The sequence below is a fragment of the Micromonospora sp. RHAY321 genome (assembly GCF_023896955.1).
Classification (GTDB): domain Bacteria; phylum Actinomycetota; class Actinomycetes; order Mycobacteriales; family Micromonosporaceae; genus Micromonospora.
Genome location: NZ_JAMHIW010000010.1, coordinates 117,868 through 132,176 on the forward strand (window position 1 = coordinate 117,868; position 14,309 = coordinate 132,176).

Annotated in this window: 7 protein-coding genes and 1 tRNA gene; 5 read left to right on the forward strand and 3 right to left on the reverse strand. The window is 70.0% G+C overall.

The genetic code is table 11. The features are described 5' to 3' along the window. Nucleotides 1-127: 127 nt before the first annotated feature. Entirely contained in the window at nucleotides 128-1,933 is a 1,806-nt protein-coding gene (locus tag M8C17_RS21180) for a UvrD-helicase domain-containing protein (protein ID WP_252418261.1), read from the reverse strand. Further along, a complete protein-coding gene (locus M8C17_RS21185) occupies nucleotides 1,843-3,714 on the reverse strand; it encodes an ATP-dependent endonuclease (protein ID WP_252418262.1) in 1,872 nt (623 codons plus the stop codon). The genes M8C17_RS21180 and M8C17_RS21185 overlap by 91 nt, the downstream gene beginning before the upstream one ends. 520 nt (nucleotides 3,715-4,234) lie before the next feature. On the opposite strand from M8C17_RS21185, the gene M8C17_RS21190 reads away from it, so the two are divergent. The 3 genes from M8C17_RS21190 to M8C17_RS21200 all read left to right on the forward strand — a co-directional run bounded on the left by M8C17_RS21190 (nucleotide 4,235) and on the right by M8C17_RS21200 (nucleotide 8,713). Continuing rightward, the gene (locus M8C17_RS21190; protein ID WP_252418263.1) at nucleotides 4,235-5,737 is read left to right on the forward strand and encodes an SEC-C domain-containing protein; all 1,503 of its coding nucleotides are present in this window, start codon (nucleotides 4,235-4,237) and stop codon (nucleotides 5,735-5,737) included. 1,030 nt (nucleotides 5,738-6,767) lie between these two features. Then, nucleotides 6,768-7,034, forward strand: coding sequence for a hypothetical protein (locus M8C17_RS21195; protein WP_252418264.1), 267 nt, complete (start codon nucleotides 6,768-6,770; stop codon nucleotides 7,032-7,034). Continuing rightward, nucleotides 7,031-8,713 (forward strand): recombinase family protein, encoded by a 1,683-nt coding sequence (locus M8C17_RS21200; RefSeq protein ID WP_252418265.1) that lies wholly within the window; start codon nucleotides 7,031-7,033, stop codon nucleotides 8,711-8,713. Before M8C17_RS21195 ends, M8C17_RS21200 begins: the two co-directional genes overlap by 4 nt. Here M8C17_RS21200 and M8C17_RS21205 read toward each other — a convergent pair. After that, nucleotides 8,695-8,778 (reverse strand) — tRNA-Leu (locus M8C17_RS21205). The genes M8C17_RS21200 and M8C17_RS21205 overlap by 19 nt on opposite strands. 232 nt (nucleotides 8,779-9,010) lie before the next feature. Between M8C17_RS21205 and M8C17_RS21210 the strand changes: the two genes are divergently transcribed. After that, nucleotides 9,011-11,482 carry a tetratricopeptide repeat protein gene (locus M8C17_RS21210; RefSeq protein ID WP_252418266.1) on the forward strand — a complete coding sequence of 824 codons (2,472 nt, stop codon included), beginning with the start codon at nucleotides 9,011-9,013 and terminating at the stop codon, nucleotides 11,480-11,482. Nucleotides 11,483-11,662: 180 nt separating this feature from the next. Further along, nucleotides 11,663-14,290, forward strand: a complete 2,628-nt coding sequence (locus M8C17_RS21215) for a fibronectin type III domain-containing protein (protein ID WP_374558780.1) — start codon at nucleotides 11,663-11,665, stop codon at nucleotides 14,288-14,290. Nucleotides 14,291-14,309 lie beyond the last annotated feature (19 nt).

Here is a 14,309-nt window from a genome sequence, read left to right on the forward strand (position 1 = left end):
AGGCCCGCTCCGGACCGCACATCAAGTCACTCAACCGGACAGGTCCATGGCGGCCCGAACAGAGAACCAGCCGCGCTGCTCCCAATCGGGACTGGATGGAAGTGCCGCCGACATGTCTGGCAAGTACTTATCCGATGAGGGTCGCGACCCGCCGGGCGGTCAGAAACTCGGTGAGCGCCTCGATCTGTTCGGGCTGAACGGCGATCGTGATCAGGCGCTGTGCCCGGGTGACCGCGACGTACCAGCCGCGTAGGGATTCGTCGGTGTCCGGGTCGCCGTTGATCCAGCGGCTACTCGCGTCGTTGTCGGGTATGAGCAGCATGACAGCTGGATGTTCGTCGCCTTTGACCTGATGAATGTTGTCGCAGCGAAACGACGCCGTTGCAGCGTCTGCGGCACGTGGCGTCGGTGATTTACCGCTGAGCCGGCCGGTGCCGCGGCTCGGTCGCGCGCCCGGCGGCTGCGGCGCGTTCTTGAGTTCGGCGTTCACGTCGGCGATCCAGCCTGCGTGCAGCTCGGGCAACCCGTACAGGAATCGGTACGCGCGCCGAATGATGCCGGTGAACTCCACACCGGCCGCAGTGCAGCGTGCTTCGACACTGCCGCGGGCGGGAGTGTCCGGGTACCAGTACCGCAGCAGCATCCTGGCGGCGAGCCGGCATGCGTCATCGACGAGGGCCTCGTCAGCGGTCCCGGAACGCACAACGTGCCGGGCGTGGGCAAGCATGGTGGCTTTGTTCCCGGACGGGCGCCGGTTCTTGGTGGGCAGGTAGGTCCGGCTGTGCGCGGTGATCAGGCAGTCCGCTGCCTCGATGCCGTTCGCCTGGGCGTGATCGAGGAACACGTCGATGACTGGCCGACCGCTCTGGACGTGCTTCGCTGTGCCGCCTCTCGGGAACCGGGTCGGCAGCAGGATCAACGGCGGCTCGAGCTGCGGCGGCCGGACCGCGGAGTCCGGCGGGCGGGCACCGGAGCGCAGGGTCGCGGCGGCCTGGCAGACCGTCCGGGAGCTGCGCCAGTTCCCAGCGAGCTCGACGGTCTGCCCGAGCTCGGCCGCCAGAGGCCGCAGTACCCCGAGTTCGGCGTTGCGCCAGTTGTAGATCATCTGGTCTGGGTCGGCGACGATGACCAGCGGGATCCCGACGCGGTGCAGTGCCGTCATGATTTCCAGGTCGGTCACCGAGCAGTCCTGCGCCTCGTCAACGACGATCTCGGCGAACCGTGAGCGCAGCGGACCGGTGACGCTCTCCCCGTCGGCGAGGTACTTCAGCGCCAGCAGCCGGCTCTCATGCCCGGTGATGTATCCGTCCTGGTAGTGGGCGTTGCGGACGGTGAACGCCTCCTGCGCCCACCGGTCCCACCCGTAGTTGCTGCCATTGATCAGCAGGGTGTGTTCCTGGGCGAGCAGGTCCTGCCGGATGGACTCCTGGCCGGTGCGCGGGTCCCGCACGAACGTGAATCCGTTCAGCGGAATCTGCCGGTCGAGTTTCACTTCGGCCTGCACCCGGTCCCAGCTGTCGATCAGTTGCAACGGCTGGTTCGACGGCAGGTTCGGTGTCACCAGGGCATCCCAGATGAAGGCGTCCAGGGTGCCAATGTAGTGGGGGAAGGCAGTTGCGTCGGGCCGGCCGTCGCGGTGGCAGCGGCGACGCATCTGGGTCGCCGCGGCCCGGGTGAACGACAGCAGCGCCCGCCCGCGGCGCAGCGTGACCGCAGGTCCGCGCAGGTGCCGGGAGACGATCACGTAGGTTTTCCCGGCGCCGGGGCAGGCTCGGACGAACAGCGGCGCCTTCGCGGTGATCGCCTGATCCTGCGCCGCGACCGCCTGCTCGAACGCCGTCGTCATTGGGCGCTCGTTGGCCAGATCGGAGGGGAAGCCTCGGCGATGTAGCGAATACCGTCCGCAAGGTTGTCGGGCACGACGAACCCGCATCCGGGAACCAGCAGGTCGGCTAGGGCGTGAGCGAACTCCGGCTTGGAGATGGCCGAGCCTTCAGCTGCCGCATTGTCGTAGCTGGAGATGAACAACATCCGAAACATCTCCGGCCGCTGGTCTACGGGAGCGGCAGCGATCGGCGCCCACCGGTGCTCCGACCTGGGCGCACACTCCAGGAACGCCTGGTGCAGCAGTTCCTCGTTTTGTGGGCACATGAGGGTCGGCTCGAGGGTGCGCGGTGCGACGAACCACTCGATGACCTCAGGCCCGGCCCCGAGTCGTGTGGCCTCCGCGCGAGCGTCGATGACCCGCTTCGGTTCGTCGTTCCCCGCCTTGTCGGAGTCGGTGATCACCGCGATCCGCTGGCCGATCCGGGCACCGTTGACGGCGGTCAGCAGCACCTTGAGGTAGGCGCCGAATCCCACGCCGTCGGCGAGGACGATTGTCGCGCCGTGGAAGCGGTCCATGGCCTCCTGCGCGGCCTGGAGTTGCGGTTCGTCGGCGCTGGCTGGCGCGGCCAGCACCAGGTCGCCGAGGGCCGGCAGCAGCAGCGCCTCGGACGGGCCCTCGACCAGGATGATCCGTGCCGCGTAGAGCAGCGCGTTCTTGGTGACGTCGAGGAACCGGTCGAGCTGTTTGATCTGCTTGACCCTGAGGCCCAGGTCGGCGACCGCCACGGCCTGGGCCTGCCATCCGGTGGTTTCCGTGAGCGGGCCGCGGGTCATCACGACGAGATCCTCGACACTGACCGCCGCGGACAGCACCGGTGAGTGGGTGGTCAGCACGACCTGGATGTGCCCGGCGGGCTGGGACGGATCAGTGCCCATACGCTGCCGGGAGGCTGCCGCCCGCCGTTTGAGGTAGCGCAGCAGCAGGGTCTGCAACTGCGGGTGCAGATGGGCTTCCGGCTCCTCGATCAGCAGCAGGGTCAGGTCGGACTCGCGGGCGGTCTCGAGTTCGGCCAGGACGGTGGCGATGTACAGCGCGTTCGCGTAGCCCAGCCCGGAGTTGTCGATCGACGCGGTCAGCGGCAGTTCCGCGTCGCCGAGCAGCATCCGCAGTGCCCGCGAGATCGACGCCAGGTTGGCATCCGTCACCGTGAGACCGGCCTGCTGACGGTGTGCCCCGGAGGTGATCGCCCCGAGTGAGCCGCTGACTGCCGAACCGACGGCTTGAACCGCCTCGTCCTGTGCGAGTGCAGTGAAGTGCCCGGCGGCACGGTCGACGAAGGCGTCGACCTTGTCCTGGCCGCCGAGCAGCGCCTCCAGCATCACCCGGATCCGGGTGCCGCCGGCGACGCCGAGGTCGCGGACGGCATCGCGCAGCGCGGGCAGGTGCACGTGCCGGATCGCGGTGCGCAGGGACGGCTCGCTAGGCGATTCCTTGTCCTCGCCGACCTGCCACTTCGTCGTGCCGCGACGGCGCCCCAGCGGCGGCCGGGTGTAGGTCAAGGCCCACGCCGCCGAGCGTTTGCCGTCGGCGGTCGCGCCGGGAAGAAACGCCGACAGGTAGGCGCCGGCATGGTCCGGGTCGATGTCGGACAGAACGGCCCGCAGCTGCACTTGATCGTCCGGGCCGGCACCGTCGAACATGTCACCGTCGGTCAGTGCCGGGCCGCGCCGTCCGTCGAGAGCATCGGTCAGCTGGCGCAGACTGTCGATCACCGTCGTCTTGCCCGCGTTGTTTTCACCGGCCAGGACAGTGACCTCGGGCCGCAGCCGGACGCTGACCTGCCGGCACGACCGAAAGTTCCCGATCGTGATGTTGGAAACGAACATGACCGTCCCTACGAGTACGAACGTCCATGATCGCAGCGAGCCCGATCATGGACGTCGGACATCAGGTCCGATCCCGGCACCGGACGCACGAGCCGTACTCCGCCACCTGCCGGCAACTATCCGTCTGACGTCTCGCCGACACACAGGCAACGGCAGGCAGCCGAGCGGCGACGGCGTAGACCGGGCCGAACCCCCGAGCGCACCTGGCAAACCGCCAAGTACAACAATGTCCGCCTCGCCATCCCGCTGCCGGGACAACACATGGACGTCGACACCCCGCCACCGGTTGAACCCTGGTGGCTCACCGCGGGCTGACTTGTGGGAACCCGGCTGCGCCGACAAGCGGTCTACGACGTCGAGGTTTGTCTTGCAACACCGTCCCCGCCCTACTTATCCACCGCGTCCGCCCCAGACTCGGCACCCTGCTGAAGAGGTCTCGAAGTCGAGATCCGGGCCAACAGCAAGGCGTAGATCTCGGTACCGAGTCTCAAGCTTGACCTCTTTTGCGACACTGAACTCGATGGATCCGCTCAAAGACTTCGGGCGCAATGACCCCTGCTGGTGCGGTGCACCCCGCAAGTACAAGGCCTGCCACGGATGGCAACACCCTCCGTCCGCACCCGGTCAACCGATCGTCCACCCCGACGACGAAGACCGCGTCTGGCTGTCACCGACCACCTCGATGGCTCGCGGCGCCCTGCGGCAACCGGGCGCAGGCGTCCCCCTGGTCCTGCCGCTCGGGCGTCCCCAGAGCCGCCCTATCGACATCGATGCCGCTGTTCAGGTGCTCCTCGACGCACCCAGGTTCACCACGCAACCGCTACCGGTTCTCGGTAAACACCGCTTCGAGGTTTTCGATCACACGGCGCACGACCGCGATGCCCTCGCCGATGGCGTCGCTGATATCGCTGTTGCTGTTTCTCAAGCCCTTGCTGAGCTAAGCCTTCAGCCCGACCCTCCGCCGACGATCCTCTGGAACGACGAGGTCGATGCTGACCGGTTCGTGGGTCAAACTCTGCTGTTCGCCGATCATGTCTGCGTCCCCGACCGGGTCTTCGCCGCCCTCATCGCCGACCAGGACGACGACGCGGTCCGTGATGCGATTGCTGAACAGCGCCGCCTGCGTCCGCTCATCGAAGCCGGCATCGTCGTGCCCGTCCCCGAAGCGCTCGGCATCGCCGCGCGAGCCGGTGCCGTCGACGCGATGACCCAACGCGACCTGCGGCGCCGCGATCTCACGGACTGGGTTCGCAGCCAACTCATCGTCGAAGGCCCCACCGCCCGCGAAGCCATGTTCATCAGCGCGATCGATGACTTCGACTCACCGCAGATGTGGCTTCTGTCCCGGCGTCTAGTCCTCGACGAGCAGCCCGACCGCAGGGGTGTGTTTACGGCGAGGCTCCTCGCCGCATACGACCCCGCCCACGACTACGAACCCTGGAAACAGCAGAACCTAGACAAGGCCGTTGGCGAATACCTCAGGCACGCCAACGAACGACTCATCGCCGGTAAGGTCTTCGCCGCCGATTACCTCACCACCTCACCCTTCCGGGCTCGGCTCCTTGCCCGCAAGGGTGCACTGCCCGATCAGCCGATTCACTCCGCGGTCTGGGCTGACATCCCCATCCTGCCCGGCGCCGATCCCGCCACCCTGGCACGCGCTGCCGCTGAAGAAGAAGCCGTCGAGGATCTTCGCCAGAAGGTCCGCAACGCTCTGCGCGGAGCCCGTGACCTCGGCACCGGAGCTGACGTCCTCACCGGGCTCGGCGACGAACTCGCCCACGCAAGCCGAAAACTTCAACACGCCGTCCGCACCGAGCGCCGCTGGAAAGTCATTGCCCCCACCCTCGCAGGACTCGGAGCCATCGCGCTGGGTGCGGCGGGCGGTACCGCCGCCATCGTCGGTGGTGTCCTCAGCGCAGTCGGTGGGCTTCTCCCCAACTTGGCTGACAGAGCGACGCGACGACGCGAGGCTGCCTACCTGTTCTACCTGGCCAACCGGACCCCTCGACCTCGGCGGTGACCGCCCCGGCGGCGTGCAGCAACTGGTGCCTCCCCCCGGCAAGCAGGTGGAACTGGCCGACGCCGTCCGTCGGCGTACCCGACAGGGCTAGACCCGTACCTGACGCTCTGGGAGGTGGATCTAACGGCACCTCTCTTTGTCAAGGCGTTGGCAGCAGAGAGGTCTCCGTGTCTTTGATCATGGTGCGGTAGACGACGTCGGACAGGCGCCGGTCAGGCAGCGCACGGCCTCCTTGTGGATGTTGCCTGCGGCTCGTTTGCGCTGGTAGTAGTCCCGGCCGGGGGTCGCTCGTTTGATCTGGGCCATGGCTCGGCGGCCCGACATGCCGGGCTGCGCTAGGCATGTTGGGAGCAGCGAGAAATGACCACTTCGCACGTCGCTGGGAGGTTACGCCGCACCGCTTGACCTCATCACCGCAGTTCAAGCCCTCGTCTCTGTCCAGCGTCGATGAACACTTCGAGCGCGGTGGCCTCTTCGCCAACCTGCACCCAATCTGTTCCCAGTTGCAAGGCGGGGCCAACCAAGGCTCCTTACCGTCTTGGCCTGCGCAAACTCCCCTACCAGCCCGAGCGCCGTCGACCACTGCTCAGAACCGCGGAGCACTCTGCGGTGAACGAAGCGCTCTTCACAGCAATACTGGGCCACCCGGACGCGCAGTAAGCCGCGCCATCGTGCGCTTGCCCCATCTAAGAGACTGCCAACCGGCCTGACAACCGCACAGACGAAACGCCCGCACTACTCAACGAGCGGCCGATGCCCGACGGCACCGGCCGCTTCTTCATGCCCGCCGGAGCAACCGGTACACGACCAACTTCCGAAGGACATCTCCCATGACAACCCACCCACCTGCCACGGCGCGAGTCACCGGCGCATCAAGCTACAGCGCCACGATCCCGCCCACCCACAAAGCCGATGCTGGCATCGCCCTACGGGCCGTCCCCTGTCACATCGAGGTGACTGCGGCCAAGGAGCGAACAATGCACGCCCACCGCCGCAGGTCTCGGCCGGGGCGACCGCCGGACGGAGGCGCATGACGCTGACGCCCGGCCATCAATCTCAACAACGCAAAGAGCCGAATTCGACCGCGCCCTCCGACGAGCGACTTGACCAGCCCAGCGAAGACAGCGGTTCATGGACGGTCGAGACCGTCGACGGCGGCGCAACGTCCGGGGTCAACAGCGTGGCGGCGCCCGTTCAGCCACCCGAGCTGCACCCCGGCGCCGCTGCCGCCCTACTGAAGCTACTCAGGCACGTGAACGACAGCCGCACGGATAACTCGAACCAGGAGAACCGATGACCACCCCTCAACCGAAACCCTTCGCCTTCTACGGCCGTGTGTCGACGGAGGACAACCAGGACCCCGAATCGTCCCGGAGCTGGCAACTCACCCGGGCAACCACACTCATCCTGCCCCACAGTGGACGCGTCGTCACGGAATATTTCGACGTCGGCCAGAGCCGCTCCCTCCCCTGGCAACGCAGGGTCCAGGCCAGTCTCCTTCTCGCGGCGCTGCGCGATCCACGGCGCGGGTTCTCCGCCGTCGTGGTCGGCGAACCCCACCGCGCCTTTTACGGCAATCAGTTCGGTCTTACTGTGCCGCTGTTCGCCCACTACGGCGTCGAACTTTGGGTGCCCGAGATCGGCGGCCCGATCGACCCCGACAACGAGGCCCACGAACTGGTCATGTCCGTCTTCGGCGGCATGAGCAAGGGCGAACGCAACCGGATCAAACTCCGCGTCCGCACCGCCATGGCTGCCCAGACCCTCCTCGAGGGCCGATACCTCGGCGGACGCCCGCCCTACGGCTACACACTCCGCGACCTCGGACCCCACCCCAACCCTGCCAAGGCCGCCGACGGCAAACACCTCAAGGGGCTCATTCCTGACGAGCAGACCGCGCCGATCGTCCGGCAGATCTTCACCGAGTTCCTTGCCGGTATTGGCATGTTCGCCATCGCCGAGGGTCTCACCGCAAATCACGTGCCCTGCCCATCAGCCCACGACCGCGCCCGCAACCGGCACCGCAGCGGCATCGCCTGGTCCAAGAGCGCCGTCCGCGTCATCCTCACCAACCCCCGCTACACAGGGCGGCAGGTGTGGAACAAGCAACGCACGGACGAAGTACTGCTCGACGTCGACGACGTGGCAATGGGTCACACCGGCGTCATGCGCTGGAACGCCCGCGACAAATGGGTGGTCTCCAAGGACATCACCCATGAGCCACTCATCGACGACGCGACCTTCGAGCAGGCCCAAGCGATACTGCAACGACGCGGACGGGGAACCGGCGGACAACACGTCCGGCAGAGCACCCGCAACCCGTACGTCTTCCGGGGCATGATCTACTGCGCCGCCTGCGACCGACGCATGCAGGGCCAGCACAACCACGGCGACGCCTACTACCGCTGCCGCTTCCCCCAGGAATACGCCCTCGCCAACCAGGTCCCACACCCCCGCAACGTGTACCTGCGCGAGGACGCCCTCACCGACCCGCTCGACACCTGGCTGGCCTCCGCCTTCGCGCCCCACCGCATCGAACAAACGATCACCGCGATGGCCGACGCCCAACCCCTAGATCAACCGCCCGCAACGGGCACAGCAGCCCAGACGATCATCACCGAGTGCGACGCCAAGCTGGAGCGCTACCGCGCCGCCCTCGACGCTGGTGCCGACCCAGCCGTGGTCACCGGTTGGATCGCGCAGACCCAGGCCGAACGCGCCCGCGCGGAAGCAGATCTACGCACAATCGCGGGCACCACCCCGCGCCGGATGAGCCGACCAGAAATCATGGCCCTGGTGACCGCGCTCGGCGACATCACCACCGTGCTCCGCGACGCCGACCCAGCCGACAAGGCCGAAGTCTACCGGCAACTCGGTCTCCGGCTGAATTACCAGCCTGAAACGCAAACGGTGCGCGCTGAAGTGGATCTCAGCGCGCACCGTGGGGTAATGGTTTGTGTCCGAGGGGGGACTTGAACCCCCACGCCCTATACGGGCACTAGCACCTCAAGCTAGCGCGTCTGCCATTCCGCCACCCGGACCTGCTCGTTCAGCCTACCTCGCCGACCCGGATGATCTTCACACCCGATGTCGGCCCGGCGGGCCACGGGGAGTTACTGTACACGGCACCCGTGGATCATGCACATCGCCTTCCGCCCCCTCCGTCGAGGCGTTCCCACCGCTGCTCAGACCGCCTCGCCAGCCGTCGCGGAAGCACCACCCAGGGCGTGTCCGGGTAGCGTCCGGCAGCCCTGTGGCGGCAGCATTGCCACCGTGCCCCATCCCTCTCCCCTGGCAGCCGCCCAGCACCGGGCTCTCGCCCTGCGTACCGCGGGCGACCTCAGCGCCGCCCGGCAACTGCTGGCGGAGGCCGTCGGCTCCGCCAGCCCGCCGTACGGCGAGGACCACCCCGAGGTGCTGCACACCGCACACCTGCTGGCCCGCCTGCACCGGGAGGCGGACGATCCGCTCGCAGCACGCCGGGTGCTGGAGGAGGCGTTCGCGGCGGGTGAGCGGCGCTGGGAACACTCCGACCCGGTGATGCTCGCGCTCGCCTTCGAGCTCGCCGAGGTCGCCGAGGAGCTGGGCAACCGGCACGAGGCCCGCCGCAACTACACCCGCGTCGCCACCGCCGGGCCCGCCGTGCTCGGGGAACACCACCCGGCGGTACACGCCGCCCGCCACTACCTCGGCGACGCCGCACCTGGGCGCGCCGAGCCGTACGACTCGCCGCCGACGCCACAGTCGGCCACCGCGCCGACCGATCCCGGCGTCCGGTCGGCGCTGTCCGGCCCGACGCTGTCTCTGGCGACCCTGGCCGCGATGCGTCCGGCAGCGGGCGGCCCACCAGCGGCCGCGTCGCCGTGGGCTCCGCCGCAGACACCGGCGACGCACCAGCCAACCCCACCGGTGGTACGCGAGCCCGCCACGCCCGGCAGCGCCAGCCGACCGCCGGTGGCGGCTCCCGCCCCGAGGATCTCGCCGGAGGCGCGACCGGCACCGAACCCCGTCGCGCCACCGCAGGCCGGTACGCCGCCCGCGACCCTCGCACCTGCCGTGCCGGCGCGCCCGCGTACCCCGGCGCAGCAGCCCTGGCCGACGGCGGATCCAGCACCCCGGCCACCGGCCGACGGCCAGCCGACGAAGCCGGCGCACCAGGTCGGCCAGCAGCCGCCACCTCGGCAGCCGTCCGCCTCGGCGATGCCGCCGCGTCAGCGGACAGGCGACCAACCGACCCGCCCGCCGGTGGACGCGCCGTCCCCGCCGCCACCGTCCTCCGCCCAGGTGTCGGCCGCGGCGCCACCCGCCCCGGCGGTGCCCCAGGAGCCGGTGCCCCGCTGGGACAACCCGACGATCCAGGTACGCCAGATCGAACCGCTGCTGGCCGAGGAGGCCGCTCGCGTCGCGGCCAACCGGACCGACGCGAGCGGGTCAGCCAGCACAGCCCCGGCCGCACCGGTGAGCGGACCGCCGAGCCATGCCCAGCCCGTCTCCGCACCACCCGGCCAGGCCCACCTGGTCTCCTGGCCACCGGCCCAGCCTGTGTCGGCAGCGCCTGCTCAGCCCTATCCGGTGTCCGGGCCGCCCGGCTACGGGCAACCCGTTTCCGCACCACCCGGGTACCCGGTCTCCGGGCCGCCCGGCTACGGCCAGCCAGTCTCCGGTGCGGGCCACCCCTATCCCGTGTCCGGACCGCCGGGTCAGCCCTACCCGGTGTCGGGGCCCCCCGGCTACGGTCACCCTGTCTCGGCGCCCCCGGTGAGCGCGCCACCCGTACCGCCATGGGGGTTGACCGCGCCGCCGTGGAGCCGCACCGCGCCGCCGCAACCGGTGCCCACGGCCGACGGCGAACGGGTGGGCCGCTCCGGGATGGACACGGACGGGACCGACGGAGAGGTGAAGCCGGACATCCCGCCGCAACAGGTGGACGTCGCCGCCTCCGCCCCGACCGAGGTCATCCCGGCCGTCCAGGCGTTCGCCCCGAGCAGGCCCGACGGTGACCCGGGCCAGCCGGTCAACGCCCCGTCGAACCCGGCCACGCGGCAGGCAGGCCCACCCGCGTACGCAGAACCGGTATCGACTCCACCAGCGGTCGGAGGGTCTGCCCCGGATTCGTTCGCGTCACCTGCCGAACCAGCCCCGATCTACCCCGCGCCCCGACCGGCCTCGGAGCCCTATCCATCCCACGAGCCGTACCCGGGCCAGCAGTACCACCCGGGCCAGGCGGTGTATCCGGGCCAGCAGTACCACCCGGGTCAGGGCGGGTATCGGCCGGCGTACGCCGACGAGGGTGGCTCGGCGGGCCGGAGCCGGGCGACGCTGATCGGCGCGGTGGTGGCGGCCGGGGTGGCCGTGGTCGCGGCGGCCGGTCTGGGTGCGGTGGTGCTGACCCGCGACGACCCGCCGCCACCGACCGGGACCGGGACCGCGCCGACGGCGACAGCGCCGACGGCAGCCGGGCCTCCGCCGGGCGACCTGAAGCTGCGGGACGACACGGTCACGATCACGCTGACCTGGACGGACCCGTCCGGCGGTGCGGTGCCGTTCATGGTCGCCGGCGGTCGGGCCGGGCAGGCGCTGGGGGTGATGGCCACCGTGGACCCCGGGCGGACCAGCCACACGATCAACGGGTTGAACTCCAGGGTGGACTACTGCTTCACGGTGTTGGCCGTCTACGCCACCGACAGCTTCGCCACCTCCGGGCAGGTCTGCACCGCGCGGGAGCGCGGCACCCCGACGAACTGACCGGGACCGGATCGACCGTCGCCGGGCTGAGCTGGGCGTCCACAGCGCACACGCTCAGTATCCACAGGGGTGACCGTGCGGGTTCCCCCGTCACCGGCAGGGCCATATGATGGCACCCGGCTCAGGGGAGGGGTCGCCGCGAGGCGCGCACCTGCCACGACTCAGGGGAGGCAGCCGGCTGTGGCCACCATCGACGATGCCGTGGAGACCGACGCCCCCCGTTCGCGGTCCCGGCTGCGCGGTGGGCTGGTGACCGTCGGCACGGTGACGGCGCTGCTGGCCGCCATGGGGCTGACCGTCCTCGGGCTGGGCGCGGCGGACAACGCGGTCGCCAACTACGACGCGAGTTCGTGGCTGTGGAGCGCGGTGCGCAGCGAGCTGGCCCGGGTCAACGGGGTCACCGCCCGGGTCGACACCCGCACCGAGGTCCCCGGCGCTCGCCGGCACCCCATGCAGGTCACCCAGACCGACCGGCTGTTGATCCTGCGCGACCTGCAGAGCGGGCAGGTCAGCTCACTGGACCTGGCCACGCTGCAGCTCACCGCGACCACCCCGACCACCCCCGGCCTGGGTGTGAGCGTCGCCCTGCACGAGGACGCGGCGTTCGTCGTCGACGCCGTGCAGGGCATCGTGCGGCAGCTCGACCCGCGTTCGCTGACGCCGGTGGGCGAGCCGGTGCGCTATCCCCCGGGCATCACCGGCGGCACCTTCGACGGCGAGGGTCGTCTCTGGATCGCGGTGCCGAGCGAGGGCACGGTGTCGGCGGTGACCGCCGCGAAGCTGCCGTCCGCGCCGGCCTCGGCCGCGCCCGCCGGGGGTGGGCTCAGCCCGGAGCGGGTCGAGACGTACGACGTCGCGGAGGCCAGCCACGAGCTGGTGGTCTCCACGCTGGACGACGGGGTGGCGGTGCTCGACCGCACCGCTGGGAAGCTGGTGCGGGTGCAGCGCGGCGAGGTGCGCCCGACGCCGTTGACGCTGTCCGGGCCGGCGGCTCTGCCGGCACGCACCAGCGGGCCGCGCGTCCCGGTCACCGTGCCCGCCGAGCGGCGGGTGCTGGTGGTGGGTGACGCCGGCGAGGAGCGGGCGTTCACCGTGCCGGGCACCGGTGACCGGCTCAGCCCGGCGGTGGCCTGGGCCGACAGGTTCTACTGCGCCGACGAGGCCACCGGCACCATCTACTCCTTCGACGCGGGTGGCCAGTTGGTCGACACCGTCCGCGGCCGGGCGAACGGGCCGTTGGAGTTGGAGGTGCGGGAGAACCACCTGTTCATCAACTCCCCCGACTCGGCGACCGCGCGGGTGGTGGACGACAAACACCAGGTGCGCGAGGTCAACAAGTACGCCAACGACGTGCTCGGCGGTGACCCGCCGCCGGCTCCCCCGCCGCCGCCTCCGCCGAAGAAGCCCCGGGTGGGCAAGCCGAGCGCGCCGCGCAGTGTCACCGCCGCCGCCGGCAACGCCCAGGCCCGGGTGAGCTGGCGGCCGGCCGCCGCGAACGGCGCCGAGATCATCCGGTACGTCGTGGAGGGCGCCGGCCAGCGCCTGGAGGTGGGCGCCAACCAGCGTGCGGTGGAGGTCAAGGGGCTGACCAACGGCGAGACGTACCGGTTCGCGGTGCACGCCGTGAACGCCAAGGGCGACGGCCCGTCGCGCAGCAGCAACCCGGTGACCCCGACGGCCGCGGTGCCGGATCCGCCGGCCAGCATCACGGCGCAGGAGCGGCCGGACGGCACGGTCCTGGTGAAGTGGCCGGCGGCGAACGGGCAGGGCAACAAGATCGCGAAGTACGCGGTGACGGCCAGCTCGGCGGGGACGAACGCGCCGGCCGGCGAGTCGACGAAGACGGAGCTGGTGGTGCCCGCCGGTGAACTGGAGTTCGGCACCCAGTACGCCTTCACGGTGGTGGCGGTCAACGACAAGGGCGCCGGCTCGGCGGCCTCTCCGGTCAGCAACACGGTGGTGCCGTTCGCGGCGCCCGGCCGGCCGGTCGACCTGCAGGCCGGCACGGTCGCCAACCAGCCGGGCGCGGTCACGGTGCAGTGGGCGCCGGCCGAGGCGAACGGCCGTCCGGTGACCAAGTACCTGGTGGACGTCGGTGGGCGCACCAGCGAGGTGACCGACACCCGCACCACCGTCACCGGCCTGGGCAACGGTCAGAACGTCACGGTGAAGGTGAAGGCGGTCAACGAGGCCGGGCCGGGTCCGGAGGCCACGGCCACGGCCCGTACGGTCGCCGAACCGCGGGTCACGGTGACCGGCTCGTCGGCGACGGCCACCTCGGCGACGGTGACGTTCACCGTGGACGCCGGCGGCGGTCAGGCCACCTGTTCGGTGAGCACGCCGGGCGAGCCGGCGAAGGCCGGGGCGTGTTCCAGCATCACGATGCCGGGCCTGACCCCGGGCACGAAGTACACGTTCACCGTGACCGCGAGCAACGCGGCCGGCAAGGGCACCGCGACGAGGGCGCAGGACACGGACGCGCTGTACGGCATCGCGACCTGCCGTAACGGGGCGTCCGGCCCGGAGGCGAGCTACTGCAGCCGGGAGATTCCCGGCGAGCGCAACGGCAACGAGATCTTCAAGGTCACCCGGCAGGACAACGACCAGCAGGCGGGCTGGGTGCCCAACGGCCGCCGGCTGAAGGCGTTCTGCAAGAAGTCGGGCGAAGAGGTCTTCGCCTACATCTACAACAACGACAAGCGCAGCACCTGGTGGGTGCAGGTCGAGTACGAGGGGAAGAACTACATTCCCTGGGCCTGGCTCAACCTGGAGGGCGGCGACAACATCAACGTCCTGCCCACCTGCTGAACCACCCAGGCAAGGAGCA

What these genes read in the sequence shown, in the direction of transcription:
- M8C17_RS21190 (WP_252418263.1), top strand. Translation starts at nt 4,235, where the DNA reads ATGGATCCGCTCAAAGACTTCGGGCGCAATGACCCCTGCTGGTGCGGT.
- M8C17_RS21180 (WP_252418261.1), bottom strand. Translation starts at nt 1,933, where the DNA reads ATGCGGGTTCGTCGTGCCCGACAACCTTGCGGACGGTATTCGCTACAT.
- M8C17_RS21195 (WP_252418264.1), top strand. Translation starts at nt 6,768, where the DNA reads ATGACGCTGACGCCCGGCCATCAATCTCAACAACGCAAAGAGCCGAAT.
- M8C17_RS21200 (WP_252418265.1), top strand. Translation starts at nt 7,031, where the DNA reads ATGACCACCCCTCAACCGAAACCCTTCGCCTTCTACGGCCGTGTGTCG.
- M8C17_RS21185 (WP_252418262.1), bottom strand. Translation starts at nt 3,714, where the DNA reads ATGTTCGTTTCCAACATCACGATCGGGAACTTTCGGTCGTGCCGGCAG.